Here is a 25,485-nt window from a genome sequence, read left to right as displayed (position 1 = left end):
CTCAGAAGCCCCGGGCCAGGCGGTAGTAGGCCTGGTTCCAGCGGAGTTCGTTCGCGAGCTTGCGGTGGGTGGTGTCGGCGTCGATGAGGACCAGTTCGGTCTCCACCATCTCCGACAGGTCGGTCAGCTCCTCCACTCCGACGGCGGACGACAGGACGGTGTGGTGCGGCCCGCCCGCGGTCAGCCACGACTCGGCCGACGTCGCGAGGCTCGGCGCCGGCTTCCAGACCGCACGCGCGACCGGCAGCCGGGGCAGCGGCTCGGTCGGCGCCACGACCTCGATCTCGTTCGCGACCAGCCGGAACCGCTCGCCCAGGTCGGCCATTCCGATGACGACGGCCGGGCCGGGCGCGGCGTCGAACACCATCCGCACCGGATCCTCGCGCCCGCCGATGCCCAGCGGGTGGATCTCGATGCTCGGCGTGTCGGCCGCGATGCTCGGGCACACCTCGAGCATGTGCGCGCCCAGGATCCGCTCCTGGCCGGGCGTCAGGTCGTAGGTGTAGTCCTCCATGAACGACGTTCCGCCGGGCGTCATCGCCTTGAGCGTGCGGAGCAGGACCGACGTCTTCCAGTCGCCCTCGCCGCCGAAGCCGTAGCCGTCGGCCATCAGCCGCTGGACGGCGAGCCCCGGCAGCTGGCGCAGGCCGCCGAGGTCCTCGAAGTTCGTCGTGAACGCGTGGAAGCCGCCGTCGTCGAGGAACGTACGGAGGCCGACCTCGATCCGGGCCGCGTACCGCAGCGACTCGTGCCGCTCGCCGCCCTCCCGCAGCTCGGGCGCCACCCGGTAGAGCTCGGCGTAGTCGCCGACCAGCTTGTCGACCTCGGCGTCGGTGGCCGCGTCGACGACCTCGACCAGGTCGTTGACGCCGTAGGTGTTCACCGAGACGCCGAACCTCAGCTGCGCTTCGACCTTGTCGCCCTCGGTCACCGCAACGTCCCGCATGTTGTCGCCGAAGCGTGCCAGGCGCAGCGTCCGCATGGTGGAGAGCCCGAGCGCGGCGCGCGCCCATGCACCCACGCGGGCACCGACCCGCGGGTCGGACACGTGCCCGGCCACCGTCTTGCGGGCGACGCCGAGCCGGGACTGGATGAACCCGAACTCCCGGTCGCCGTGGGCGGCCTGGTTGAGGTTCATGAAGTCCATGTCGATCTCGGCCCAGGGCAGCGCCACGTTCGCCTGCGTGTGCAGGTGCAGCAGCGGCTTGCGCAGTGCGTCCAGCCCGGCGATCCACATCTTCGCGGGAGAGAACGTGTGCATCCAGGCGACCAGGCCGATCACCTCGCCCGCCGCGTTGGCTTCCTCGCAGATCCGCAGGATCGCGCTCGCGTCGGTCAGTACCGGCTTCCAGACCACGGTCGCCGGCAGTCCGGACGCTCCCAGCTCGTCGGCGATCCGCCGGGACTGGTCGGCGACCTGATCCAGCGTCTCCGGGCCGTAGAGGCCTTGGCTACCGGTCAGGAACCAGATCTCGGGGGCGCCCATCGCAGTACCTCTTCTCGTTGTGAACGTTCACATTCTGCCGCGCGGCCCCGGCGGCCACGCGGCGAGGGCGGCTACGGATCGCGGCGGGTGGCGATTCGCTGCAGCAGGATGAACGCGAACAGCAGTGCGCCGATCACGATCCGGGTCCACCAGGAGCTGAGCGTTCCCTGGAACGTAATGATCGTCTGGATCAGGCCGAGCACCAGCACACCCAGCACGGTGCCGGCCAAGAACCCGGATCCGCCGGTCAGCAGCGTGCCGCCGATGACGACCGCGGCGATCGCGTCGAGTTCCATGCCCTGGGCGGTCAGGCTGTGCCCGGTGGGCGTCTCGAAGCTGTACAGGATGCCGCCCAGCGCGGCGCACAGCCCGGACAGCGTGTAGACGAGGATCCGGGTGCGGCCCACCGGTAAGCCCATCAGCGCGGCCGACTGCTGGTTGCCGCCGATCGCGTAGACGTTGCGCCCGAACCGGGTGTAGGCGAGCGCGAGCGCCGCGATGATCGCGATGACGATCGCCACCACGGCGCTCGGGGAGAGCCGGAAGCCGCCGAAGTGGATCCGTTCGGTCGCGTCCGTCGTCCAGAAGGTGTCGGTGATCGGGATCGCCTTGGTGCTGATCAGCTGGGCCAGGCCGCGCGCGGTGAACAGCCCGGCGAGCGTCGCGATGAACGGCTGGATCTCGAAGAAGTGGATGATCGCGCCCTGCGCGAGACCGATCAGCGCACCGGCCGCCAGCACGATCACGATCACGACGACCGGGTTCCAGTCGGCCTTGAGCAGCGACGCCGCGATCACGGTGCCGAGCGCGAGCACCGCGCCGACCGAGAGGTCGATCCCCCCGGACAGGATCACGAACGTCATCCCGACCGCGACCGTGAGCAGGTGCGCGTTGTCGATGAAGATGTTGAGCAGGATCTGGGTGTCGCTGAAGCCTTCGTAGTTCGCCAGGCCGATCCCGTACATCACACAGAACAGCACGAGCGTCGCCAGCACGGGCACGTACCGGGAGTTGACGCCGTAGCGGCGTCCCCGGGCGACCACCGGACGCTCGACCGTGGGTTTGGTCGTCACACTCGTCACGCCGTCACCTCCGCCGGACGGGGCGCCCGCCTCTTGAACACCTTGGCACGGAACGTCGGGGACTGGACCAGGCAGAGCGCGACGACGACGACCGCCTTGAACAGGAGGGTCACCTGGCTCGGGATGCCGATCGTGTAGATCGTGACGTTGAGCGCCTGGATGATCACGGCGCCGAGCACGCTCCCGGTGATCGAGAACCGGCCACCGGTGAGCGCCGTCCCGCCGATCACCACGGCGAGGATGGCGTCCAGTTCGATCAGGTTGCCGGCCTGGTTGCCGTCGGCGCTGGAGATGTTCGAGCTGTAGATCAGCCCGGCGACGCCGGCGCAGAAACCGGAGAACACGTAGACGATCAGCGTGAGCCGCCGGGCCTGGATGCCGGCCAGCCGGCTCGCGGTGGGGCTGCTGCCGACCGACTCGATGAGCAGGCCGAGCGCGGTCCGGCGGGTGAACACGATCGTGGCCGCGATCACCGCGGCCGCGATGATCACCGCGATCGGGATCGTCAGCGCGTACCCCGCACCGATCGCCCGGTAGGGCTCGGACCGGACGTTGATGATCTGGCCGTCGGTGATCAGCTGGGCGATGCCGCGGCCGCCCACCAGCAGGATCAGCGTGGCGATGATCGGCTGGATGCCGACCACCGCGACCAGGAAGCCGTTCCACAGGCCGAGGACCAGCCCGAGGACGACGGCGAGCACGACCGCGATCAACACGCCGCCGACGCTGTTCTGGTCCGACAGGTCGCTGATCTGCAGGCAGGCGAACGCGCCCGAGATCGCGATCACCGAGCCGACCGAGAGGTCGATGCCCGCGGTCGCGATGACCAGCGTCATCCCGAGCGCGACCAGCACGAGCGGCGTGCTGCCGCGCAGGATGTCGATCAGCGACCCGTACAGGTGCCCGTCCTGCAGCCGGATCTGGAAGAACGTCGGGCTGAAGAAGACGTTGCTCACCAGCAGCACGACGAGGGCCACCGCCGGCCAGAACAGCCGGTGCCGGCTGAGCGCTCGGAGTCGGTTCATGCTTCTGCTCCGTTCGGAGCGACGGCCTCGCCGCTGGCGATCGTCGCCAGGATGCGGTCGACGTCCACGTCGTCGGTGTTGTCGAGCTCGTCGACGAGGCGGTGGTCGCGGAGGACCGCGATCTTGTGGGAGAGCCGCAGCACCTCCTCCAGCTCGGCGCTGATGAACAGCACCGCCATCCCGTCACCCGACAGCTGCGCCAGCAGCCGCTGGATCTCGGCCTTGGCGCCGACGTCGATGCCCCGGGTGGGTTCGTCGACGATCAGCAGCCGCGGCTCGGTGATCAGCCAGCGGGCCAGCATCACCTTCTGCTGGTTGCCCCCGGAGAGGTTGCGGACCTCGACGTCGGGGTTGGCCGGCCGGATGTCCAGGGCCTCGATGTACTTGTCGACGAGTTCGTCCTGGCGGGCCCGGGGAATCGGGCGGGTCCAGCCGCGGGAGGCCTGCATCGCCAGGATGATGTTCTCGCGCACGGTCAGCTCGCCGACGACGCCCTCGGTGCGCCGGTTCTCGGACGAGAACGCGACCCCGTGGTCCATCGCGGTCCGCGGGCCCCGCATCGTCACGGGTTTCCCTCCGAACGCGAACGTGCCCGCGTCCGCCCGGTCGGCGCCGAACAGCAGCCGCGCGAGTTCGGTACGGCCGGAACCGAGCAGGCCGGCCAGGCCGACCACCTCACCGCGGTGGATCGTCAGGGAGAACGGCTCGATGGCGCCGGTCCGGCCGACACCCTCCGCCGTGATCACCGGCTCTCCGCGCTCGAGCGCGGCGGCCGAGGGCTTGTCCTGCTCCTCGAGCTCCTCCAGAACCGCGAGTTCCTTGCCGATCATCGCGCTGATGAGTTGCGCCTGCGGCAGGTCGGCGACCGGGTACTCGCCGACCCGCCGACCGTTGCGCAGCACGGTCATCCGGTCCGCGATCTCGTAGACCTGGTCGAGGAAGTGCGACACGAAGACGATCGCCAGCCCCTCGCTCTTCAGCCGGCGCATCACCCGGAACAACTGCTCGACTTCGGACGTGTCGAGGCTGGACGTCGGTTCGTCGAGGATCAGGACCTTCGCGGAGATGTCGACGGCGCGCGCGATCGCGACCATCTGCTGGATCGCGATCGAGTAGCTGCCGAGCAACGCGCCGACGTCGAGATCGAGCTCCAGCGTCCGGAGCAGGTCGACCGAGCGGCGGCGCATCTGGCGCCACTGGATGACGCCGAACCGGCGCGGCTCGCGTCCGATGAAGATGTTCTCGGCGACCGAGAGGTTCGGGCAGAGGTTGACTTCCTGGTAGACGGTGCTGATGCCGGCGCGCTGGGCCTGCAGCGGGCCGGTGAAACGCACCCCCTCCCCGGCGAGCTCGATCGAGCCCGCGTCGATGTCGTACACGCCGGTGAGGACCTTGATCAGCGTCGACTTGCCGGCGCCGTTCTCCCCCATCAGCGCGTGCACTTCACCGGGGTAGAGCCGGAAATCGACGTCGGCGAGGGCGACGACGCCGGGAAACACCTTGCCGACGCCGGTCATCTCCAGGATCGGCTCATGTTCCGCCACGGGATACTCCGTTCGATCGCTCCGGCGGGCCGCCCGATCCGGGCGGCCCGCCAGAGGTGTCTCAGTGCCTGCGAAGGGTCAGTACTGCCGGGACGGCAGGGCGGCCTTCGCCTGGGTCTGGTCGAACGCGGACTCCTTTGTGAGGACGCGCTTCGGCACGCTCTTGCCGTCGACGACCTGCTTGGCCAGGTCCATCAGCTGCGGGCCGAGGAGCGGATTGCACTCGACGATGTAGTTGAACTGACCGTTGGCCAGGGCGGTCATTCCGTCCTTCACCGCGTCGATCGTGACGATCTTGATGTCGACGCCCGGCTTCTTGCCGGCCGCCTCGATCGCCTCCATCGCGCCCAGACCCATGTCGTCGTTCTGCGCGAACAGGACGTTGGCCTCGGGGTGCGCCTTCAGCAGCGCCTCCATGACCTCCTTGCCCTTGGCCCGGCTGAAGTCGCCGTCCTGCGACGCGACGATCTTGATCTTCGGGTCGGCCTTGATCGCGTCGGCGAAACCACTGGTGCGGTCGTTGGCCGGCGCGGAACCCGCGGTGCCCTCGAGCTGGATGACGTTGACCGCGCCCTTGGCCGCCTTCGAGTCGGTGACCAGCCACTCACCGGCCTTCTTGCCCTCGAGCACGAAGTCCGATCCGAGGAACGTCTTGTAGAACGACGGGTCCTTGGAGTCGACCGCGCGGTCGGTGAGGATCACCGGGATGCCGGCGTCCTTGGCCTCCTTGAGGACCTGATCCCAGCCCGACTCGATCTTCGGCGAGAACGCGATCACATCGACCTTCTGGGCGATGTAGCTGCGGATCGCCTTGATCTGGTTCTCCTGCTTCCCCTGGGCGTCGGAGAACTTCAGCTCGATGCCGGCCGCCTTCGCCGACTCCTGGATGTTCTTGGTGTTCGCGGTCCGCCAGCCGCTCTCGGCGCCGACCTGGGCGAAGCCCATCGTGATCTTGCCGTCGTCCTTGCCACCACCACTGTCGCCCCCGCAGGCGGCCAGCCCGGCGGCGACCAATAATCCGGCGGCGATGGCCGCGGAAACTCTCTTGAACAACGTCGTCCTCCCGAGTCGAACGAACCACGGCCCCATGTGACCGCTCACATCAGCGGTCGTCCCCTTCGTGGGGTAATCCCTCCGGTTCCGCCGTGCTGAGCGGTGAGCTTCGCGTGTGAGCAGTTCGAAGAGTGGGTGTGGCGCGGATCACGCGCCCGTGTTGGGAGAGTGTTACCGTTCTCATTCGGCGCGTCAAGGGTTCGGATCCGGGGCGTTACCACTCTGTTGCCGTGCGAAGTCGACCGCCCCGAGCAGGGGCGCCGCGCTGCGACTTTTACGATGTGAGCGATCACAGCCGGAGGGGATGGTTCCGTGGCCGCACCCGAGAAGCCTTCCGACCGGCCCCGCACCACGATCATGCGGGACGTCGCCCGGCTGGCCGGGGTGTCCCACCAGACCGTGTCCCGCGTGCTCAACGACCATCCGAGCGTCCGGGACGAGACACGGGCGCGGGTGCTCGAGGCGATGCGGGCGCTGAACTACCGCCGCAACCTCGCCGCCCGCACGCTGGCCACCCGGCGCTCCGGCATCCTGGGCCTGATCGGGTTCGAAAGCACGCTCTACGGCCCGGCGTCCATGCTGTACGGCATCGAGGACGCCGCCCGCGCCGCCGGGTACTTCGTCAGCGTCGTCACCGTCCGCTCGCTCGACCGGTCCGCGGTGCTGGAGGCCGTCGACCGGCTGTGCGCGCAGGCGGTCGAGGGCATCGTCGCGATCGCGCCGAAGGAGTCGGCCGCGAACGCGCTCGAGCAGATCCCGGACGGGCTCGGGCGGGTCGGCGTCGGCGGCGCGGGCGAGACCAGCGTGCCGAGCGTCCGGTTCGACAACGCGGCCGGTGCGGCGCTGGCCACCCGGCACCTGCTCGACCTCGGCCACGCCACCGTGCACCACGTGGGCGGCCCGTCCGACTGGCCCGAGGCCCGCGACCGGGTCGACGGCTGGCGGGCCGCGCTGTACGCGGCCGACCGGATCGTGCCGCCGGTCGAGCACGGCGCCTGGACCGCGGATTTCGGCTACGAACAGGGGCGCATCCTGGCTGCCGACCGGAGCGTCAGCGCGATCTTCTGCGCGAACGACCCGATCGCGCTCGGCGTCCTGCGGGCGCTGCACGAGGCCGGCCGCCGGGTGCCCGACGACGTCAGCGTGGTCGGGTTCGACGACGTGCCCGAGGCCGGGTACTTCCTGCCGCCGCTCACCACCGTGCGGCAGGACTTCGGCGAACTCGGCCGGCGCAGTCTCGACCTGCTGCTCGGTCAGCTGGAAGACGACGCCCCGGCGCCGGCGAGCGTCCTGCTGGCGCCCCAGCTGGTCACCCGCGCGAGCACGGCGCCGGCTTAGCGCACCAACCGGCGTTCGAACAGCTCCAGCAGGTGGCGCCAGTGCCGCTCCAGGCCGACCGGGTCGTACGCGGAGCTGTCGGACATCGTGAACCCGTGCCGGGCGCCTTCGTAGACCTCGGAGGCGTACTCGAGGCCCACCGCACCGAGCGCCTGCTCGAGCAGCGTGATCTGCGCCGACGTCATCGACGGGTCGTCGTCGGCGTGCCCGAAGTAGAACTCGGCCCGCGCCGCCGCCAGCGCGGCATGCGGGCTGTCGCTCTCGTCGGTGACCAGACCGCCGGCGTGGAAGCTCGCGACCGCCGCGACCCGTCCGGGGAACCCCGTCGCGGTCCGCACCGCGAGCCGGCCGCCCAGGCAGTACCCGGCGACGCCGACCGGCCCGTCCCGCACCTCCGGCTGCGCGGCCAGGAAGTCCAGACAGGCCTGGGCGTCACGGTGCACGAGTTCCGGCGAGAGCGCGTCGATCAGCGGCTTGGCCTGCAGGTAGACCGCGTCCGCCCGCTCGTCGTCGGCCAGGTCGCTCGTGTCGAACAGCGGCGCCGGGCCGCTCCGGTAGAAGACGTTCGGCAGCAGCACGAAAAAACCGTCGTCGGCGATCGTGCGCGCCATGTCGGTCAGCACCGGACGCACGCCGAAGGCGTCCATGTAGAGGACGACGGCCGGGAACGGACCGTCGCCGGGAGGAAAGGCGACGAAGGCGTCGGCGATGCCGTCCGGCGTCGGGATCTGCACAGACTTCGAGCCCATCGGGCGAACTTACTTCACTTCTTTCACGCCGTCCCGCAATACGTGCGGGGTCGAGCGCGCGCCGTGCGGAAGTCATCCGATGGGTAGACGGATCACCATCGTCGTGCCGGGCTCGTCGTGGGTCGCGCTGATGCGCCCGCCGTGCCGCTCGACGATCGCCCTGGTCACGACCAGGCCGAGCCCGGTTCCGGGCACGCCCTGATCGCGCGCGGTCGACGATCGGAAGAACCGCTGGAACAGCCGGCCGCGTTCTTCCGGGGGGATTCCGATGCCGGTGTCGGCCACCGTGAGCGTCGCCACGCCCGCCTGCTGGGCCAGCCGGATCGTCACCGTGCCACCCTCGTGGCTGTACTTCACCGCGTTCGAGAGGACGTTGTCGAGCACCTGCCGCAGCCGCTGCGGGTCGCCGTGCAGCGGAGCGCTCTGAGGCAGGTGGGTCTCGACGGTGACCGAGCGCCCGCTCGGCCGCCGCGCAGACCGCCTCGACCGCTTCACGGGTGAGCTCCGCGAGGTCGGTGCCGGACGGCCGGATCGTGATGTGCCCGGACTCCAGCCCGGCCAGATCGAGGAGATCGTTGATGATCGCCTGCAGGCTGTCGGTGTTGCGCCGCAGGACGCCGATCAGCTGGGCGCCCTGGGTCTCCCAGCAGTCCGGGTCGTCGGCCAGCAACTGCGCGTACGTGGTGATCGAGGTCAGCGGCGTCCGCAGTTCGTGCCCGACCAGCGCGACGAAGTCGTCCTTGGTTCGCGCGAGCTCGAGCGCCAGCTCTTCGGAGCGGCGCCGCTCCAGGTAGTACCCGAGGTGGGCGGCGATCCCGACCAGGTGCGCGGTCAGCGCCACCCGGTCTTCGTCGAGCGTGTCGGCGTAGAGCGCGAGTACGCCGACCACGGTCTCCGCGCTGCGCACCGGCACCGCGAGCGCGGTGTGCAGCTGCCGCCGGGCCGCACCCGCGACGTCGAACCGCGTCTCGGTCGACACGTCCGGCACCCAGACCGGTTCCCCGCTGCGCCAGACCGTGCCTGCCAGCCCTTCCCCGGCTCCGAGCTGGGCCGACATCACGCCCTCGCGGTCGAACTCGCCGTCCGTCCAGGAGGCGGCCGGTCGCAGCACGTCGGACACCGAGTCGACCAGCCAGAGCTCCGCGTGCGGCCACCGCAACGATCGGGCCACCGCGTCCACGACCTGCCTGGCAGCATCGGCGACCCCGTCGGCCTCGACCAGCGCCCGGGAGACCGCCAGGTTGCACTCGCCGAATCGCTGGGCCCGGCGCTGGTCGGTGACGTCGTGCATCGCGACGACCGCGCCCAGCACCGCGCCCGCGACCGTGATCCGCTCGGCGTTCGCGACCAGCGTCCGGGGCGTCCGGCCCGCGCGGAGCAACCGCAGTTCGACGTCGCGGACCGGTTCTCCGGCCAGCGCGCGGGCGCTCGGATGCCGGTGGAACGGGAGCACCCCACCGTCGGCGTCGCGCAGGGCGTCGGTGGCGATCCGGGAAGCGTCCGCCGGGAGGTCGCGCTCGAGGTCGAGCAGCCGCAGCAGCGCACGGTTGCCGAACATCGTGAAACCGGCCGCGTCGCACGCGAACACCGCGGTGTCCAGGCTGTCCAGCAGCGCCTCCAGGAACAGGCTGTGCGGCCCTTCGGCGTCGCTGCCGACCGGGGCGGACGCCGGGTCGGCCAGCAGCCGGGGAAGGCTCCCGGCCGCGGCAGCCACGCCGCGGACCGCGGCGACGTCGGCCGGCGACCACTCGTGGGACTTCTCGTCGACCACGCAGACGACGCCGATGATCCCGCCGCCCGGTGCGACGACCGGGACGCCCATGTACGCGCCCACGCGCAGTGCCGCCCCGGTCGGCTCGGACCGCGGGTCGTCGCCGGTGTCGCGCACGACGACCGGCCGACCGCTGCGCACGACGTCCTGGCAGAACGACTCGCCGACCAGGATCCGCCGGGATGCCGTGAGCGGGCCGGCCAGCCCGTGCGCCCCGACGAATCGCGCCCACTCGCCGTCGACGAGCGTCACCAGGCCGATCGGAACGTTGACCGTCTCGGCCGCCGCACGGGCGACCGCGTCCAGGTCGTCGTTCGAGACGACATCCGGACGGGCGATCGGAAGTGTTGCCACCCCGACACCGTACCGCAAACTTGACAAATACTAATTTATCGGATCTTCGCGCCGTAGACCTTCTCGACCTTCATCGCCATCAGCACCCGCCGGTCGGACACCATGACCGAGCGGTACTCGTCCCAGTCGGGGTACTCCCCCGCCGCCGACCGGTAGTAGCCGACCAGGGCCTCGACCTCGGGACCGTGGGGGTCGGTGCCCGGGCCGGTGAGCGTCACCGGGCCCTCGGCGGTCGCCCAGGCCCAACCGTCCGGGCTGGTCACCTCGAGCGCACCGCGGGGGTCACGCCGGAGGTTCGCGGTCTTCGCCCGGCCTTCGGTCATCGACACGTAGAGGATGCCGGCGTCCCGGTCGTAGAACGGGGTGACCGGCGAGAGCTGGGGGCGGCCGTCGGACTTGATCGTGGCGAGCACGCCGATCTTGCTCTCGGCGAGGAGCGCGTGCAGGTCGATGCCTGTGGCAGAGGTCATACCCCGGCCAACCCCGCCGTCGGCCCGAGCTATTCCGGGTCCTGAGCGATTCCGGATCGCGAGCCACTCCGGGTCGCGAGCCACTCCGGGTCGCGAGCCACTCCGGATCGCGAGCCACTCCGGATCGCGAGCCACTCCGGGTCGCGAGCCGCTTCGGGTCGCGAGCTATTGCGGGCCGGGGCCGACCCTCAGCGGAGTACCCGGTACCTCAGGTGGGTGACGCCGTCCGACGGAATGACGCGGGTCTGCTCCAGCGTGATCGGGCCGATGCCGTCGAGAAGGCGTACGCCCGAGCCGAGCAGCAGCGGGACGACGCTCACCTGGATCTCGTCCAGGACGCCGGCCCGCAGCGCTTGCTGGGCGAGGTCGGCGCCGCACAGCGAGATCACGCCGTCACCGGCGGCCTCGCGGGCGTCCGCGAGTGCGGCGTCGAAGCCGTCGGTGGCGAACCGGACCCGCGGCGACCACTCGCCCGACGTCGGCGCGGCGTGGGTGAGGACGAAGATCGGGGCGTCGATCGGGTGGCCGCCGGCCCAGCCGCGGGCGATGTCGAACGTCCGCCGGCCGCTGAGGATCGCACCTGCCCGGCTGCGCCACTCGTCGACGATCGGGCGGCTCGGTCCGACGACCGAGAGCCGGGGGTCGTCCGGGTCGCGCGGTCCGGACGTCATCCAGGCGAACAGGGGCTCTCCGCCTCGGCCCAGCGGCGACTCGAGCCCGTCGTCCGCACCGGCGATGAACCCGTCGAGCGAGACGGTCAGATCCACGATCACGGCGCCCACGAAACCTCCTGCTTTTAGAACCATTTGGTTATAGAGTAGCAGGACTGCTTTACGCTCGGGGCGTGAACGCATCGCGGTTGTGCGCCGTGCTGGCCGGCGTCACCGGGTTGCTCCTGCTGGTGGAGCCCCGGACCGGTGGCGCGGTGCTCGCGTTCGTCGCGGTCGCTGTCGTCGGGGCGCTCGCGCTGCGCAGCCTTCGCCTGCGCCTCCCGGCCCCCGTCCGGGCCGGCCTGGTCGCCACCGCTCGCCAGACCGAGTCCGGTGGCACCCCGCGCCTGCGCGACCCCGACGCCCAGGGCCGCCCCCGCCCCAGGGCCCCCTCCCCCGCCGCGTAGCCCGCTCGCCGGCCTTCCGCCGCCGCCCCGGACCCGGCGTCCCCGGACCCGGACCCGGCGTCCCCGGACCCGGCCCCGGACCCGGCCTAGCGTCCGCTGGCCCCGCACCCAGCGAGCCCAGCCCGGGCTCGCCGGCCGGGTCCGCCGACCGAGCCCGCCAACCACCCGTCGGCCGCACGATCCGTTCAGATCGGCTCCGGTCAGTCGGGTCCGGTCAGTCGGGTCCGGTCGAGCGCGGTCCGGGCGAGCACGGTCCGGCCGAGCACGGTCCGGCCGAGCACGGTCCGGCCGAGCACGGTCCGGCCGAGCGGTCCACGTCCGTCGGTCCCGGTCGGTCCGGGCGATCCGGTCGGTCGGTGTGGATCCCTGGTCGGACTCCGCCGGTAGGACCGGACAGCCGTGATCGCCGGGCTCGGTGACCGGGCCGTCCCGGCCGCGCCGACCGCGCCGACCGCGCCGACCGCGCCGACCGGGTCGGCCGGGTCGGCCGGGTCGCTGATCGGCCTGGCGGCCGCGCAGTCGGCCCCAGCCGGATCCACCGGTCCAGCCCACCGAGCAGGTCCGCCGCTCCGACCAGGTCCGCCCCGCCAGCAGGGACCGCCCCGCCAGCAGGGACCGCCCCGCCAGCAGGTCGCGCTACCGGTCTGCCGGGCTGCACCGGCTGCGCCCGCGAGCGTGCCGGCCCACGGCCCGATCAGGCCGATCCACGGCCCGAACCGGCCTAAACCGGCCCAGGACCAGGAGCGACCGACCCCGCGAAACCCCGCCCGCAAACCCGCCCTCGGGCAGCCGCACCCATGCAACCGCTCCCCGCACGACCACACCCCGCGAACCCCACCCCGCGAACCCAACCCCGCGCAACCCAACCCCGCGCAACCCCACCCCGCGCAACCCCACCCCGCGAACCCCACCCCGCGAACCCAACCCCGCGCAGCCCCATCCCGCCCAACCGCGCCCGCTGCGCGCCGCGACGGTCGCGGGTCGGTCCGCGCCCGGCGGCAAACGGCTACGCGGCTCTCCACCCCACCCCGACCAAGGCCCCGGAGGGTCCCCATGTCACTCGGCCTCCCCCTCTCCCCCGCCTACGCGGCCGTACAAGCCGCCACCGACCTGCTCACCCCGGTGTTCGGCGGCACCGCCACCGCGGCCGCGATCGTGCTGGCCACCGCACTGGTGCGCCTGGCCCTGATCCCCCTCACGTTCCGCCAGATCTCCCTCGAACGACGCCGGGCCGCGCTCGCCCCGCGCGTCGAGAAGCTCCGCCGGAAGCACTCGAAGGACCCACTCACCGCCGCGACCGAGGTCTCCGCGCTCTACCGCTCCGAGGGCGTCGGGACCGTGCACACGTTCCTGCCGCTCCTGGTCCAGGCCCCGTTCTTCCTCACGCTCTACTCGCTCTTCCGGGCCCCGAGCGTCGGCGGCCACCCCAACGCGCTGCTCGACGCTCATCTGGCCGGCGTCCCCCTCGGCGACCATTGGCTCGACGGCGCTCTGCTGAGCGTCCACGGCCTGGTCTTCGCCGTTGTTCTGACGCTGTTCGCGGCGACCGCGACCCTCGCCGCACGGCGGCTGCGCCGCCTGGGCCAACCGGCTCTCCTGAGCCTGACGCCCTACGTCTCGGTCGTGTTCGCCGCGACCGTCCCCCTGGCGGGCGCGCTCTACCTACTGACCAGCACCCTCTGGACGACGGGCGAGAACGCGTTTCTGCGCGACCGGAGGATCACCGCCGGGTCAGCGTGACCCGCACGACCTCGCCCGGCGAAGCACCCGCGCGGGCCACCGGAGCGCCGCCGGGCGCCCACACGCCGGATCCGCCGGCGGCGTGCGCGTAACCGCCGCCGGTGGATCCGGCGTAACTCGCGAACGCCACCCACACCTCGTGCTCCGCGGCGATCCGCTGGGCGCGCCGCGGAGCCACGTCGGCGTCGTCCTCCAGCACGCCGGCCACGTAGGCGTCGATCCCGAGCGCCACGGTCCCGGCGACGTGCGCGGGTATCCCGGTGTCCTTGCAGATCGCCAGCCCCAGCCGCCACCCGTCCACGGTCAGCACCGCCGGTGCCGGGCCGGGCGTGTACGGCTCGGCCCGGCCCAGGTTCTGCTTGCGGTACACGACCCGGACGCCCGACCCGTCGACCGCCAGCATCGCCAGGTACCCCCCGACCGGCGCACCCACGAGCGCCACCGCCCCGGCCTCGGCGCAGGCCTTCACCAGACCGGACAGCCGCGGGTCGTCGACGACGAGCGGCGGCGCCGTGAACTCGTAGCCGGTGAGCGACATCTCCGGGAACACCACGACCCGCGCGCCCGCCGTCCGGACGACGTCCGCGTGCGCCCGGACGTTGGCTTCGACGTCGAACGACTCCAGCGGAGGCTGGGCAACGGCGAGGTCCATGCCGTCACGATAGTGAGATGACAGCTGACCTCGTGTTCACCGGCGGGCCGGTGCACCGCGTCGACGCGGCGCGCACCCGCGCGACCGCGCTCGCCGTACGCGACGGCCGGATCGTCGCGGTGGGCCACGATCCGTCCGGCCTGATCGGTCCGAAAACCGAGGTGGTGGACCTCGCCGGTCGTCTGCTGCTGCCCGGCTTCCAGGACGCCCACGTGCACGCGGTCTTCGGCGGCATCGAACTCGGCCAGTGCGACCTGACCGGCACCGTCGAGGTGGACGAGTACCTGCGCCGGATCCGCGCGTACGCCGACGCCCACCCCGAACTGGAGTGGATCGTCGGCAGCGGCTGGTCGATGGAGAGCTTCGCGGGCGGCGTCCCGACGCGTGATCTCCTCGACCGGGTGCTGCCCGACCGGCCGGCGTTCCTGGTCAATCGCGACCACCACGGCGCCTGGGTGAACGGCCTCGCGCTGGAACGGGCCGGTATCACCCGCGACACCGCCGACCCGGCCGACGGCGTGATCAACCGGGACGCCGGAGGCGAACCGGCCGGCGCGCTCCAGGAGGGCGCGATGTCGCTGGTCGAGAGGCTGCTCCCGGATCTCACCGCAGCCGATCGGCTCGACGGGCTGCTCCGGGCGCAGCGCAGGCTGCACTCGCTCGGCATCACGGCCTGGCAGGACGCGATGGTCGCGGCGACGAACGGCTACCAGGACGTCGCCGACGCGTACGCCACCGCGGCCCGCGACGGGCTGCTGACCGCGACCGTGGCCGGTGCGCTCTGGTGGGACCGGGAGCGGGGCGCGGAGCAGATCCCGGAACTCGTGGAGAAGCGCGACGCGCTCACCGTCGGGCGCCTGCGCTGCGCCACGGTCAAGATCATGCAGGACGGCGTCGTGGAGAACTTCACCGCGGCGATGACCGCGCCGTACCGCTACGCCTGCGGGTGCGCCACGGCGAACAGCGGGCTGAGCTTCGTCGACCCGGTCGCGTTGCGGTCGCACGTGACCTCGCTGGACGCGCTGGGCTTCCAGGTGCACTTCCACGCGCTGGGCGACCGCGCGGTCCGCGAGGCGCTCGACGCGGTGGAGGCCGCCCGCCGCGCGAACGGGTTCCGCGACACCCGGCCGCACCTGGCCCACCTGCAGGTCGTGCACCCGGCCGACGTCCCCCGCTTCCGGACGCTGGGCGCGAGCGCGAACATCCAGCCGCTCTGGGCCGCGCACGAGCCGCAGATGGACGACCTGACGATCCCGTTCCTCGGCGGTGACCTGGCCGGCCACCAGTACCCGTTCGGTGACCTGCTGCGGGCCGGCGCCACGCTCGCGGCGGGCAGCGACTGGCCGGTGAGCAGCGCGGATCCGATCGCGGGCATCCACGTCGCGGTCAACCGGCGGCACGCCGGCGAGGACGGCCCGGTGTTCCTCCCGGCCCAGCGCCTCGATCTCGGCACCGCGCTGACCGCGTACACGGCGGGCTCCGCGTACGTGAACCACCTCGACGACACCGGCACGCTGCGGGTCGGCAACCGCGCCGATCTGGTCGTCCTCGACCGCGACCCGTTCGAGGGCCCGGTCTCGGACATCGGTGCGGCCCGGGTACTGCGGACCTATGTGGATGGAGTGCTAGTCGCGGATTCCACCGGCGGCCAGTAGCCGCGCGACCGGCAGCGTCGCGGCGCCCAGCGCGACCGCGTCGGTGCCCAGCCGGCACAGCTCGATCGACGTCTGGGCGAACGGGCGGCGCATCGCCTGCGCGGCGGCGGCGTCCCGGATCTCCGGGAGCAGCCCGCCCAGCGCGATGCCGGCCCAGCCCCCGATCACGACCCGCTCGGGGTTGAACAGGTTGATCAGGTTCGCGACGCCCGCGCCCAGGTAGGCCGCGGTCTCGGCCAGCACCTCCCCGGCCGCGGGGTCGGCGAGCACCGCGGCGACCTGCGACTCCTCGTCCGGGCCCGAGACCCGGATGCCGGCCTCGCGGGCCCGCTCGATCACCGCCTCGGCGCCGATGTAGGCCTCCAGGCATCCGCGTGCCCCGCACCGGCACGACCGCCCGTTGTAGACGAGCGTGGTGTGGCCCCACTCGCCCGCGCTGCTCGACGACCCGCGATAGGTCTGCCCGTCGGCGATGATCGCCGCCCCGACGCCGGACCCGACCAGGGCGAACGCCGCGTGCCGGACCCCTTTGCCGGCCCCGAACCAATGCTCGGCCTGCGCCCAGGTCTTCGCTCCGTTGTCCAGGTGCAGCGGCAGGTCCGTGCCCGTTCGCAGCATCCGCTCCAGCGGGACGCCGTCCCAGCCCAGCGTCTGCGCGTGCACGACGGCCTCCGGCCGCTGCTCGACCAGCCCGGACACGCCGATGCCGACGCCGAGGACGTCGGTGAACCCGTCGGTGACCGCGGCCAGACCGGTCAGGATGTGCCGCACCACGACGTCCGGGTCGAGCGTGTCGGTCGGGTAGTCGGCCTTGGCCAGCGGCGTCATCGCCAGGTCGAACAGCTCGACCCGCACCCGTGTCTCCCCCACGTCCACACCGGCCACGGTCGCGTAGCGGGGCGCGACGCGCAGCAGGATCCGTGGCCGCCCGCCGTCGGACTCCACCGCACCGGCCTCGGTGACCAGGCCGTCGTCCATCAGATCGGCGACGACGTTGCTGACCGCGGCCTGGCTCAACCAGCAGCGCTCGGCGAGATCCTGCCGGCTCAGCGGACCGTCGAGGAAGAGCGCCGTGAGCAGAGCCGCCCGGTTCTGCGTGCGCAGCGCCCGGTTGGTTGCCCGCCTTTGTTCCACCTGGTCCCACCCTGGATCTCGGCCCCGTGCGGCCGTAACTGTACGTGTCCGGCACCCGCCTATGGCAACACTTTAATAACGCCTTGAATTAAGTAGTGAACAAAGTGGCGCACGGCACCTTAGAGTCCCGTTCACCAAAACTCTTCTGTCCCGCCGGGCCGTACGGCCAAGGTTCCGCTCACCGCGCTCGGAACCCGGTGCCGAACCGGTCGGCGTCCCGTGAAAGGACAGCTTGTGTTCAAGCGACGATTAGCCGCCGTTGCCGTCGGAGCGTTGCTGGCGTCCTCCTTGGTCGCCTGTGGAGACTCAGGCAGCTCGGGCGATCCCAAGACCCTGACGTACTGGGCGAGCAACCAGAGCACCAGCCTGGAGAAAGACGCCGAGATCCTGAAGCCGGAGCTCGCCAAGTTCGAGAAGCAGACCGGCATCAAGGTCAAGCTCGAGGTCGTGCCCTGGTCCGACCTGCTCAACCGCCTGCTGGCCGCGGCCACCAGCGGTCAGGGCCCGGACGTGGTCAACATCGGTAACACCTGGTCGGCCTCGCTCCAGGCGACCGACGCGTTCGTCCAGTTCGACGACAAGACGCTGGACAAGATCGGCGGCAAGAGCCGCTTCGTCCCGGCCGCGCTCGCCGCTGCGGGGGCGGAGGGCAAGCCGCCGACGGCCGTTCCGATCTACAGCCTCGCCTACGCCCTCTACTACAACAAGAAGATGTTCGCCGCCGCGGGCATCCAGAACCCGCCGACGACCTGGGAAGAGCTGGTCGCCGACGGCAAGAAGCTGACGACCGGCGGCAAGTGGGGCCTGGCCATCGAGGGCGCCCACGTCTCGGAGAACTCGCACCACGCGTTCGCGTTCTCGGAGCAGTACGGCGGCCAGTGGTTCGACGCGAGCGGCAAGCCCACGTTCGCGACGAAGGAGAACGCGACCGCGATCAAGCGGTACATCGACTTCATCGGGACCGACAAGATCACCAACCCGGGCAACGCCGAGTACGCGCAGAACCAGTCGGTGGCCGACTTCGCCAGCGGCAAGGCCGGGATGCTGCTCTGGCAGGCGGTGGGCTCGCAGCTCGAGCTCCGCAAGATGAACCCGGACGACTGGGGCGTCGCGCCGGTGCCGTTCCTGCAGTCGCCGCCGGCCAGCGGCAAGAAGGTCAACAGCATGGTCGCCGGCATCAACATCGCGATCTTCAAGCACTCCAAGAACCAGGAGGGTGCGCTGGACTTCGTGAAGTTCATGACGAGCGACGAGGAGCAGACGCTCCTCAACAAGACCTACGGTTCGCTGCCGTCGATCACCACGGTCGGCAAGGACCCGGCGTTCGCGAAGCCGGAGCAGAAGACCATTCAGGACACGCTGGCCACCACCGCGGCCCCGCTGCCGCAGGTCGCGAGCGAGAGCCAGTTCGAGACGCTGGTCGGCGGGCTCATGAAGGACCTCTTCGCCGAAGCCGCCAAGGGCAAGAGCCCCTCGGTGGACGAGATCCAGGAGAAGCTGCAGACAGCCCAGGATCAGGTCAAGTAAGGCATACCGGTTGACCGGCCCGGGGCACGCGATCCGCGCCCCGGGCCGGTTCGCCGGGAGAGGACTCCCCCATGACGACCACTGTCTCCGCGCCGGACGAGGCGCCACCGGAAAAACTGCCCAAACCGCGGAAACGCCGACGGCGCCCGGCGCTGCCGTACCTCCTGCTGGTCCCGGCGATCGTGCTGGAACTGGCCGTGCACGTGATCCCGATGCTCACCGGCATCTGGATGAGCCTGCGCGAACTGACCCAGTTCCACATCCGGGACTGGTCGGGCGCGCCGTTCATCGGCCTCGACAACTACAAGGTCTCGCTCGACTTCAACAGCGCGACCGGCAAGGAACTGCTGCACTCGTTCTGGGTGACGATCGCCTACACGGTGCTCGTCGTGGCGCTCTGCTGGGGCATCGGGCTGGCCGCCGCCGTTCTGCTGCAGCGTCCGTTCCGCGGCCGGGCCATCCTCCGGACGCTGTTCCTGACCCCGTACGCGCTGCCGGTCTACACCGCGGTGATCACCTGGAGCTTCCTGCTGCAGCGCGACACCGGCGCGCTCAACCACGTGCTCGTCGACCAGCTGCATCTCGTCGACGACCGGCCGTTCTGGCTGATCGGCGGCAACAGCTTCTTCTCGCTGGTGCTGACGATGGTGTGGAAGCAGTGGCCGTTCGCGTTCCTCTGCATCATGGCCGGTCTGCAGAGCATCCCGCAGGACCTGTACGAGGCGGCCTACATGGACGGCGCCGGTTTCTGGCGCCGGCTGCGCGCGGTGACGCTGCCGATGCTGCGCCCGGTCAACCAGGTGTTGCTGCTGGTGCTGTTCCTGTGGACGTTCAACGACTTCAACACCCCGTACGTCCTGTTCGGGAAGAGCGCGCCGAACCAGGCCGACCTGATCTCGATCCACATCTACGAGAGCTCGTTCGTGACCTGGAACTTCGGCCTGGGCTCGGCCATGTCGGTCTCGCTGCTGCTGTTCCTGTCGATCGTCTCGGGGATCTACCTGTTCCTGACGAGGAAGGCGAGGTCCGATGCGTGAGACCGTGGCCGAGCGCTGGTCCCGCCGCGTCTTCCTGACGCTGCTGACGCTGTTCGTGGTCGTCCCGCTCTACGTGATGGTGACGACCGCGCTCAAGCCGCTCAAGGACGTCCGGGACTCGTTCAGCTGGATCCCGGCCCGCCCCACGTTCGAGGCGTTCGTCGACATGTGGGACACGGTCCCGCTCGGCCTCTACCTGGGCAACAGCCTGATCGTGTCGACGACGGCCGCGGTGCTGTCGGTCGCGATCGCGATCCTGGCCGCGTACGCCACCAGCCGGTGGAAGTTCCGCGGCCGGGGTGTCTTCCTGGCCAGCGTCCTGTCCACCCAGATGTTCCCCGGCATCCTGTTCCTGCTGCCGCTGTTCCTGATCTACGTCAACATCGGCAACGCCACCGGGATCGAGCTGTACGCGACCCGCACCGGCCTGGTCATCACGTACCTGACGTTCTCGTTGCCGTTCTCGATCTGGATGCTCGTCGGCTACTTCGACTCGATCCCTCGCGAACTGGACGAAGCGGCGAGCGTCGACGGTGCCGGTCCGATGCGGATCCTGTTCCGCGTCCTGCTCCCGACCGCGGTGCCGGGCATTCTCGCGGTCCTCGTCTACGCGTTCATGACCGCGTGGGGCGAGGTGTTGTTCGCCTCGGTGATGACCGACGAGACCACCCGTACGGTCGCGGTCGGCCTGTCCGGCTATTCGACCCAGTACGACGTCTATTGGAACCAGATCATGGCCGCGTCGCTGGTCGTCAGCGTCCCGGTCGTCGCCGCGTTCCTGTTCCTGCAGAAGTACTTCGTCGCCGGCCTCACCGCCGGTGCCGTCAAGTGAGAGAGATCCTTCCTTGGAGCACTTGCCACCTGATTTCGTCTGGGGCGTCGCCACCGCCGCCTACCAGATCGAAGGCGCCGTCGACACGGACGGCCGCTCCCCCTCGATCTGGGACACGTTCGGCCGGATCCCGGGCGCGATCGCGAACGGCGACACCGGCGACGTCGCCTGCGACCACTACCACCGCTGGCCGGAGGACCTCCGGCTGATCCGCGAGCTCGGGGTCGACGCGTACCGGTTCTCGGTCGCCTGGCCCCGGGTGATCCCGACCGGCACCGGCCCGGTGAACCCGGCCGGCCTGGCCTTCTACGACCGGCTCGTCGACGAACTGCTCGCCGCGGGCATCCGGCCTTTCGTCACGCTCTACCACTGGGACCTGCCGCAGGTACTGCAGGACAAGGGCGGCTGGCCGGCCCGCGACACCGCGCAGGCGTTCGCCGACTACGCGGCCGTCGTCGCCGGCGCGCTCGGCGACCGGGTCACCGACTGGTGCACGATCAACGAGCCGCTCTGCGTCGCGTGGATCGGGCACCTCGAGGGCCGGATGGCCCCCGGTTTCACCGACCTCCGGCAGGCGGTCGACGCCTCGCACCACGTTCTGCTCGGGCACGGGCTGGCGACCGAGGCGGTACGCGCTTCCGCGTCCGCCCCGGCGTCGGTAGGGATCGTGCTGAACCTCAGCCCGGTCGACCCGGCGACCGACTCCGAGGCGGACGCCGCGGCCGCGGCGCGCGCGGACGGGCACACCAACCGGTGGTGGCTGGACCCGCTGTACGGACGCGGGTACCCGCAAGACATGGTCGAGCTCTACGGGACGGAACCGCCGGTCCTCGACGGCGACCTGGAGACGATCGCGGCGCCGACCGACTACCTCGGGGTGAACTACTACTTCCGAGGGGTCGTGGCCGACGATCCGGAGGGGCCGGTGCCGCACGCCCGGCAGCTCGACGTGCTGCCCGGTGCGCGGTACACCGCGATGGACTGGGAGATCTATCCGGCGGGCCTGGACCGGATCCTGACCCGCGTCTGGGAGGACTACCGGCCGCCTCGGCTGTACGTCACCGAGCAGGGCTCGGCCTGGCCGGACGTCGTCGACGCCGACGGCGGCATCGAGGACAAGGACCGGATCGACTTCCTCGAGCAGCACCTCGAGGCGATCGACGCAGCGGTCGCGGCCGGGGTCCCGCTGGCCGGGTACTTCGTCTGGTCGCTGCTGGACAACCTGGAGTGGGCCTACGGGTACGAGAAGCGGTTCGGGCTCGTGCACGTCGACTACGCGACCCAGAAGCGCACGATGAAAGCGAGCGGGCGCCGGTACGCCGAGATTCTGCGGGACCATCGGGCCGAGCATGAATAACGCCGTTCACTGAATCCCGGTTACTGTTCTAGTGACCGAAATGAGCCTCACCGCAAGGGACGTTGATGTCTGCTGATGCCCCGGCCGTCTCGTCACTCGACCGGCCGGTGGTCGTCGCCTGGCGGAACGCGGTCTTCGCGGTGTTCGCGCTCAACGGTTTCGGGCTCGCCAGCTGGATGTCGCGGGTTCCGGCGGTCCGCGACGCGCTCGGCGCCACCACGGCCCAGATGGGCTGGGTCGTCTTCGCCATCGCGGTCGGGTCGATCATCGGGCTCTCGTCGGCCAGCCACCTGCTGGCCGGCATCGGCTCCCGCCGGACGATCGCGCTCGCGGTGATCGTGGCGTCGCTCGGCCTGTCGATCATCGGGATCGGTGCGGCCGCGGCCGGGCCGGTCCCGGTCGTGGTGCTCGGCCTCGCGCTGCTCGGCGCGGGGATGGGGTGCTGCGACGTCGCGATGAACGTCGAGGGTGCGGCGGCCGAGCGCGAGCTCGGCCGGACCGTCATGCCGCTGTTCCACGCCGCCTTCAGCGGCGGCACGATCGCCGGGGCGCTCGTCGGCGCGCTCGCCGAGTGGGCCGGGGTCTCGACCGCGGCCCACTTCACCGGTGTCGGCGTCGTGGTGGTGGTTGCTCTTCTGCTCTGCGTGCGCTTCCTTCATCTGGACGCGCTGGGAGCCGCGTCCTCGGGCGAGGAACACGCGCATCTCGGATGGCGCGAGCGGCTCGGCATGTGGACCGATCGGGGCACGCTGCTGATCGGGCTGATCGTGCTCGGCATGGCGTTCGCCGAGGGGTCGGCGAACGACTGGCTGGCGCTCGCGATGGTCGACGGCCACTCGGTGGCCAACTCGACCGGCGCGGTGATCTTCGGCGTGTTCGTCACGGCGATGACCGCGGGCCGCATCGCCGGGGTCTGGTTCCTCGACCGGTACGGACGCGTCCCGGTGCTGCGGGCCACCGCGGGGCTGGCCGCCGCCGGGCTGCTGATCGTGATCTTCGTACCGAGCGCGGCGGTGGCCACGGTCGGCGTCGTGCTGTGGGGGCTGGGGGCGTCGCTCGGGTTCCCGGTGGGTATGAGCGCGGCCGCCGACGACAGCCGGACCGCGACCGCACGGGTGAGCGTCGTCGCGACGATCGGTTACTTCGCGTTCCTCGTCGGGCCGCCCTCGATCGGGTTCCTCGGCGAAGCGGCCGGGCTGCTGAAGGCGCTATTGCTGGTGCTGATCCTGGTCGCGGTCGCCGGTCTGGCGTCGCCGGCCGCCCGGGAGCGCTCCCGGGCATAGCCCGCTTTGTTCTTTTGCGGACGTGGTTGAGCCCTTCTCGAATGGCCTCATCCATTAATTCGCCACGCCTTGCGGAACAACAAGTCTCGCTATCCTTCTCACTTAGAGTATTGTTGGCTCCGCGCTTGATCCCCCCTCCATTCCATGAGGTTCCAATGGCTCGCAAAGTACAAGTTCTCCTCGTTGACGACGTCGACGGCAGCACCGCGGACGAGACGGTCTCGTTCGGTCTCGACGGCACGAACTACGAAATCGATCTGTCCGCCGACAACTCGGCGGCTTTTCGCGAGGCGTTGGCCAGGTATGTAGACGCCGCACGCAAAGCCGGTCGGGCCGGTTCGGCGAAGGCCGGTCGGGCCACTGCGGTGGCGAAGCCGTCCGCTCCGGCCGCCGACCGGGCGCAGAACCAGGCGATTCGCGACTGGGCGAAGCGCAATGGCCTGCAGGTGAGCGAGCGCGGCCGCATCCCGGCCGACATCGTCGCCAAGTACCACGCGGCGGCCTGACGTCGGTAATTCGTGAATGATTGTCCATTCACGAATTACCGGAAAGAGCGGCGTGCATGTTGCACGCCGCTCTTTTCTTTATCCCGGTACGGCAAGTCGGCGGCCCCGGACGCCCTAGGCGAACCGTCGGGCCCACCGGCTGAGCTGGGCGTCGGTGTTGGCCCGGTGATAGGTGATCAGGCTCGCCACCCCGGTCACCGCGACCGTCACCGCGGCGGCGAATCCGAACCCGAACAGCGTGGTCAGCCGCTCGAAGAACCCCGAGTGCGCCACCGCGATACCCGCCGCTCCGTAGAGTTCGGCCGCGGTGATCGTGGCGCTGGCCGCCGCGATCACCGACCAGTGCAGCCGCTCGGTGCGGTGCCGGACCCAGCGCACCCAGCGCCAGCCCGCGTAGCCCGCGAACGCGCCGCTGAGCCCGAGGAAACCGAGCGCGAGGCCTCCCACCGCGACGACGCCGGGCAGCAGCGTGGACACGGTCGCGAGAGTGAGCAGCACGGCCAGCGCGGAGGCCGCACTGGCGAACACGATCTCGGCAGCCCGCCGGTCGTCGTCCGGATCGGTGACCGGTTCACCACCCGCGGCCGGACGCGGGACCACGATCACGAAGTCGATCCGCGGCAGCCGCACCGCCGGCAGCATCGGTGGTGCGCTCAGGTCGGCGGCCGCGAGCGCCCACGGCCGGCGGAGCACCGGGATCGGCCGGGCGCAGGGCGCGACCGGGAGCCGGGTGGCGATCGACCGGGCCGCGGCCGGCGGCCGGGACTGATCGGTGCGGGCGGTCGGCGGCCGGCTCTGCGCCGGCCGGGTCGAACCGGGTCTACCGGCCGGTGCCGCGGTCGGCCTGCCGGCCGAGGTGTTCCGTGTCCTCGTTGCCACCGGACCCTGATCCACCATGGACTCTCCCCCCGACGAGACCCCGCAGCGGTGCCGCAAACACCGTGACGCAGCCGCTCGCGTCGGCCTGCGTCACAGATATCGACCTTTTCGCCCCTCGCGCCACCCCGCCGCTGGATCGGTGCGTAAACGAGCTGTACCCCGACTTCAGGCCTTCATCCTATTTCGCCCGGATTTACCGGCACAAGTCACGTTTCGGCATCACGTCAGGGGCGTGAGTGGGACGGTGAGGCAGTCGTCGAGATCTTCGGTGAGATAGCGGTCGAGAACCGGCGCGACCAGGCGGATCACGTCCTGCACCGGCATGCTGCGCATCGGGTCGGTCGGGATCACGTAGCGGAGGAACGCCATGCCGAGCATCTGGGTGGCGCAGAGCGGCACCCTCTCCGCGGCCTTCTCCGCGCCGATGACCGCGCCGATCGGGCCGATGAACCGCCCCGACATCAGCGCTTTCACCGCCCGCCTGGCCTCCGGCTCGGACGCCGCGCTCAGCGCCATCGCGGTCAGCGACTCGCGGACGCCCGGCGTCTCCCACATCCCGAAGTAGAACGAGGCGAGCCGGAAGCCGGGCGTCCCCTCGGTGTCACGGAAGGCCTTCTCGAGTTCTTCGGACGGGCCCAGTACCAGCTCGAGGCTCGCCCGGAACAGCTCTTCCTTGTTCGTGAAGTACTGGATGACCAGGGCCGGGTCGACGCCGGCGCGCCGGGCGATGCCACGGATCGTCGCCTTCTTGTAGCCGTGCTCCGCGAACGCGACCCGGGCCGCGCCGAGCACCGCGGCTCTCGTGTCGGGCGACCCCGGCCGCCGGCCCCGAGGCCGGGGAGTGGCCGTTTCCGGGTCCACCACGTCAGCCATGGCCGGAGGGTAGCCCAGCGG

The 25,485-nt window shown here is 70.9% G+C and carries 24 protein-coding genes and 1 pseudogene; 10 read left to right on the top strand and 15 right to left on the bottom strand.

The genetic code is table 11. The features are described 5' to 3' along the window. Nucleotide 1: 1 nt before the first annotated feature. The 5 genes from araA to ACIBZJ_RS19655 form a co-directional block, all read right to left on the bottom strand. Nucleotides 2-1,486, bottom strand: coding sequence for an L-arabinose isomerase (gene araA / locus ACIBZJ_RS19675; RefSeq protein ID WP_395931462.1), 1,485 nt, complete (start codon nt 1,484-1,486; stop codon nt 2-4). Between the two features lie 71 nt (nt 1,487-1,557). Continuing rightward, the gene (gene yjfF / locus ACIBZJ_RS19670; RefSeq protein ID WP_395931460.1) at nt 1,558-2,568 is read right to left on the bottom strand and encodes a galactofuranose ABC transporter, permease protein YjfF; all 1,011 of its coding nucleotides are present in this window, start codon (nt 2,566-2,568) and stop codon (nt 1,558-1,560) included. After that, entirely contained in the window at nt 2,565-3,593 is a 1,029-nt protein-coding gene (locus ACIBZJ_RS19665; RefSeq protein WP_395931458.1) for an ABC transporter permease, read from the bottom strand. Before ACIBZJ_RS19665 ends, yjfF begins: the two co-directional genes overlap by 4 nt. Beyond that, nucleotides 3,590-5,137: a sugar ABC transporter ATP-binding protein gene (locus tag ACIBZJ_RS19660; protein WP_395931456.1), complete on the bottom strand. Its 1,548-nt coding sequence runs from the start codon at nt 5,135-5,137 to the stop codon at nt 3,590-3,592. The genes ACIBZJ_RS19665 and ACIBZJ_RS19660 overlap by 4 nt, the downstream gene beginning before the upstream one ends. Before the next feature lie 78 nt (nt 5,138-5,215). Next, the gene (locus ACIBZJ_RS19655; RefSeq protein ID WP_395931454.1) at nt 5,216-6,190 is read right to left on the bottom strand and encodes an ABC transporter substrate-binding protein; all 975 of its coding nucleotides are present in this window, start codon (nt 6,188-6,190) and stop codon (nt 5,216-5,218) included. Nucleotides 6,191-6,547: 357 nt separating this feature from the next. On the opposite strand from ACIBZJ_RS19655, the gene ACIBZJ_RS19650 reads away from it, so the two are divergent. Then, on the top strand, nt 6,548-7,528 hold the full coding sequence (locus tag ACIBZJ_RS19650) for a LacI family DNA-binding transcriptional regulator (RefSeq protein WP_395932281.1): 981 nt from the start codon (nt 6,548-6,550) through the stop codon (nt 7,526-7,528). Here ACIBZJ_RS19650 and ACIBZJ_RS19645 read toward each other — a convergent pair. From ACIBZJ_RS19645 to ACIBZJ_RS19625, 5 genes and pseudogenes are all read right to left on the bottom strand, one after another. Then, nucleotides 7,525-8,175 (bottom strand): dienelactone hydrolase family protein, encoded by a 651-nt coding sequence (locus ACIBZJ_RS19645; protein ID WP_395931452.1) that lies wholly within the window; start codon nt 8,173-8,175, stop codon nt 7,525-7,527. The genes ACIBZJ_RS19650 and ACIBZJ_RS19645 overlap by 4 nt on opposite strands. A 174-nt stretch (nt 8,176-8,349) precedes the next feature. Then, complete coding sequence (locus ACIBZJ_RS19640) at nt 8,350-8,634, bottom strand: sensor histidine kinase (RefSeq protein WP_395932279.1); 285 nt, start codon at nt 8,632-8,634, stop codon at nt 8,350-8,352. 196 nt (nt 8,635-8,830) lie between these two features. Then, a pseudogene (locus ACIBZJ_RS19635) lies at nt 8,831-10,402 on the bottom strand (GAF domain-containing protein); the annotation flags it as partial. Nucleotides 10,403-10,437: 35 nt separating this feature from the next. Further along, entirely contained in the window at nt 10,438-10,872 is a 435-nt protein-coding gene (locus ACIBZJ_RS19630) for a PPOX class F420-dependent oxidoreductase (protein WP_395931450.1), read from the bottom strand. A 188-nt stretch (nt 10,873-11,060) separates the two neighbouring features. Then, nucleotides 11,061-11,654, bottom strand: coding sequence for a dihydrofolate reductase family protein (locus ACIBZJ_RS19625; protein WP_395931448.1), 594 nt, complete (start codon nt 11,652-11,654; stop codon nt 11,061-11,063). A gap of 62 nt (nt 11,655-11,716) precedes the next feature. On the opposite strand from ACIBZJ_RS19625, the gene ACIBZJ_RS19620 reads away from it, so the two are divergent. Further along, complete coding sequence (locus ACIBZJ_RS19620) at nt 11,717-11,989, top strand: DUF6412 domain-containing protein (RefSeq protein ID WP_395931446.1); 273 nt, start codon at nt 11,717-11,719, stop codon at nt 11,987-11,989. A 200-nt stretch (nt 11,990-12,189) separates the two neighbouring features. On the opposite strand, the gene ACIBZJ_RS19615 is transcribed toward ACIBZJ_RS19620, so the two are convergent. Next, nucleotides 12,190-12,528, bottom strand: coding sequence for a hypothetical protein (locus ACIBZJ_RS19615; RefSeq protein ID WP_395931444.1), 339 nt, complete (start codon nt 12,526-12,528; stop codon nt 12,190-12,192). A gap of 514 nt (nt 12,529-13,042) precedes the next feature. Between ACIBZJ_RS19615 and ACIBZJ_RS19610 the strand changes: the two genes are divergently transcribed. After that, nucleotides 13,043-13,729, top strand: coding sequence for a YidC/Oxa1 family membrane protein insertase (locus tag ACIBZJ_RS19610; RefSeq protein WP_395931442.1), 687 nt, complete (start codon nt 13,043-13,045; stop codon nt 13,727-13,729). Here the strand turns inward: ACIBZJ_RS19610 and ACIBZJ_RS19605 are convergent. After that, nucleotides 13,710-14,381: a carbon-nitrogen hydrolase family protein gene (locus tag ACIBZJ_RS19605; RefSeq protein WP_395931440.1), complete on the bottom strand. Its 672-nt coding sequence runs from the start codon at nt 14,379-14,381 to the stop codon at nt 13,710-13,712. The two genes, ACIBZJ_RS19610 and ACIBZJ_RS19605, sit on opposite strands and share 20 nt — an antisense overlap. Before the next feature lie 17 nt (nt 14,382-14,398). Here ACIBZJ_RS19605 and ACIBZJ_RS19600 point away from each other — a divergent pair, with 17 nt between their 5' ends. Beyond that, entirely contained in the window at nt 14,399-16,036 is a 1,638-nt protein-coding gene (locus tag ACIBZJ_RS19600; RefSeq protein ID WP_395931438.1) for an amidohydrolase, read from the top strand. On the opposite strand, the gene ACIBZJ_RS19595 is transcribed toward ACIBZJ_RS19600, so the two are convergent. Then, nucleotides 16,007-17,170, bottom strand: coding sequence for an ROK family transcriptional regulator (locus tag ACIBZJ_RS19595; RefSeq protein ID WP_395931436.1), 1,164 nt, complete (start codon nt 17,168-17,170; stop codon nt 16,007-16,009). The two genes, ACIBZJ_RS19600 and ACIBZJ_RS19595, sit on opposite strands and share 30 nt — an antisense overlap. A 234-nt stretch (nt 17,171-17,404) precedes the next feature. On the opposite strand from ACIBZJ_RS19595, the gene ACIBZJ_RS19590 reads away from it, so the two are divergent. The 6 genes from ACIBZJ_RS19590 to ACIBZJ_RS19565 all read left to right on the top strand — a co-directional run bounded on the left by ACIBZJ_RS19590 (nt 17,405) and on the right by ACIBZJ_RS19565 (nt 23,712). Continuing rightward, the gene (locus ACIBZJ_RS19590; protein ID WP_395931434.1) at nt 17,405-18,697 is read left to right on the top strand and encodes an ABC transporter substrate-binding protein; all 1,293 of its coding nucleotides are present in this window, start codon (nt 17,405-17,407) and stop codon (nt 18,695-18,697) included. A 71-nt stretch (nt 18,698-18,768) separates the two neighbouring features. Further along, nucleotides 18,769-19,734, top strand: coding sequence for a carbohydrate ABC transporter permease (locus ACIBZJ_RS19585; RefSeq protein ID WP_395931432.1), 966 nt, complete (start codon nt 18,769-18,771; stop codon nt 19,732-19,734). Further along, nucleotides 19,727-20,566, top strand: coding sequence for a carbohydrate ABC transporter permease (locus tag ACIBZJ_RS19580; protein WP_395931430.1), 840 nt, complete (start codon nt 19,727-19,729; stop codon nt 20,564-20,566). The genes ACIBZJ_RS19585 and ACIBZJ_RS19580 overlap by 8 nt, the downstream gene beginning before the upstream one ends. A 13-nt stretch (nt 20,567-20,579) precedes the next feature. Then, entirely contained in the window at nt 20,580-21,923 is a 1,344-nt protein-coding gene (locus tag ACIBZJ_RS19575) for a GH1 family beta-glucosidase (RefSeq protein WP_395931428.1), read from the top strand. 65 nt (nt 21,924-21,988) lie between these two features. Then, complete coding sequence (locus ACIBZJ_RS19570; protein ID WP_395931426.1) at nt 21,989-23,206, top strand: MFS transporter; 1,218 nt, start codon at nt 21,989-21,991, stop codon at nt 23,204-23,206. A gap of 155 nt (nt 23,207-23,361) precedes the next feature. Further along, entirely contained in the window at nt 23,362-23,712 is a 351-nt protein-coding gene (locus tag ACIBZJ_RS19565; protein ID WP_395931424.1) for an Lsr2 family protein, read from the top strand. A gap of 114 nt (nt 23,713-23,826) precedes the next feature. On the opposite strand, the gene ACIBZJ_RS19560 is transcribed toward ACIBZJ_RS19565, so the two are convergent. Together ACIBZJ_RS19560 and ACIBZJ_RS19555 are read right to left on the bottom strand one after the other, a co-directional pair. Next, nucleotides 23,827-24,591 (bottom strand): hypothetical protein, encoded by a 765-nt coding sequence (locus ACIBZJ_RS19560; RefSeq protein ID WP_395931422.1) that lies wholly within the window; start codon nt 24,589-24,591, stop codon nt 23,827-23,829. A 219-nt stretch (nt 24,592-24,810) separates the two neighbouring features. Beyond that, a complete protein-coding gene (locus ACIBZJ_RS19555) occupies nt 24,811-25,464 on the bottom strand; it encodes a TetR family transcriptional regulator (RefSeq protein WP_395931420.1) in 654 nt (217 codons plus the stop codon). Nucleotides 25,465-25,485 lie beyond the last annotated feature (21 nt).

The organism is Cryptosporangium sp. NPDC051539, assembly GCF_044454545.1.
Classification (GTDB): domain Bacteria; phylum Actinomycetota; class Actinomycetes; order Mycobacteriales; family Cryptosporangiaceae; genus Cryptosporangium.
Note: the sequence above shows the minus strand (reverse complement) of the source record. Positions and strands in the feature narration are given on the sequence as shown.

Excerpts from the sequence above, each read along its gene's own strand:
- ACIBZJ_RS19605 (WP_395931440.1), bottom strand. The coding sequence starts at position 14,381 with ATGGACCTCGCCGTTGCCCAGCCTCCGCTGGAGTCGTTCGACGTCGAA.
- ACIBZJ_RS19555 (WP_395931420.1), bottom strand. The coding sequence starts at position 25,464 with ATGGCTGACGTGGTGGACCCGGAAACGGCCACTCCCCGGCCTCGGGGC.
- ACIBZJ_RS19630 (WP_395931450.1), bottom strand. The coding sequence starts at position 10,872 with ATGACCTCTGCCACAGGCATCGACCTGCACGCGCTCCTCGCCGAGAGC.
- ACIBZJ_RS19580 (WP_395931430.1), top strand. The coding sequence starts at position 19,727 with ATGCGTGAGACCGTGGCCGAGCGCTGGTCCCGCCGCGTCTTCCTGACG.
- ACIBZJ_RS19645 (WP_395931452.1), bottom strand. The coding sequence starts at position 8,175 with ATGGACGCCTTCGGCGTGCGTCCGGTGCTGACCGACATGGCGCGCACG.
- ACIBZJ_RS19665 (WP_395931458.1), bottom strand. The coding sequence starts at position 3,593 with ATGAACCGACTCCGAGCGCTCAGCCGGCACCGGCTGTTCTGGCCGGCG.
- ACIBZJ_RS19570 (WP_395931426.1), top strand. The coding sequence starts at position 21,989 with ATGTCTGCTGATGCCCCGGCCGTCTCGTCACTCGACCGGCCGGTGGTC.
- araA (WP_395931462.1), bottom strand. The coding sequence starts at position 1,486 with ATGGGCGCCCCCGAGATCTGGTTCCTGACCGGTAGCCAAGGCCTCTAC.
- ACIBZJ_RS19565 (WP_395931424.1), top strand. The coding sequence starts at position 23,362 with ATGGCTCGCAAAGTACAAGTTCTCCTCGTTGACGACGTCGACGGCAGC.
- ACIBZJ_RS19600 (WP_395931438.1), top strand. The coding sequence starts at position 14,399 with ATGACAGCTGACCTCGTGTTCACCGGCGGGCCGGTGCACCGCGTCGAC.
- ACIBZJ_RS19650 (WP_395932281.1), top strand. The coding sequence starts at position 6,548 with ATGCGGGACGTCGCCCGGCTGGCCGGGGTGTCCCACCAGACCGTGTCC.
- ACIBZJ_RS19585 (WP_395931432.1), top strand. The coding sequence starts at position 18,769 with ATGACGACCACTGTCTCCGCGCCGGACGAGGCGCCACCGGAAAAACTG.
- ACIBZJ_RS19610 (WP_395931442.1), top strand. The coding sequence starts at position 13,043 with ATGTCACTCGGCCTCCCCCTCTCCCCCGCCTACGCGGCCGTACAAGCC.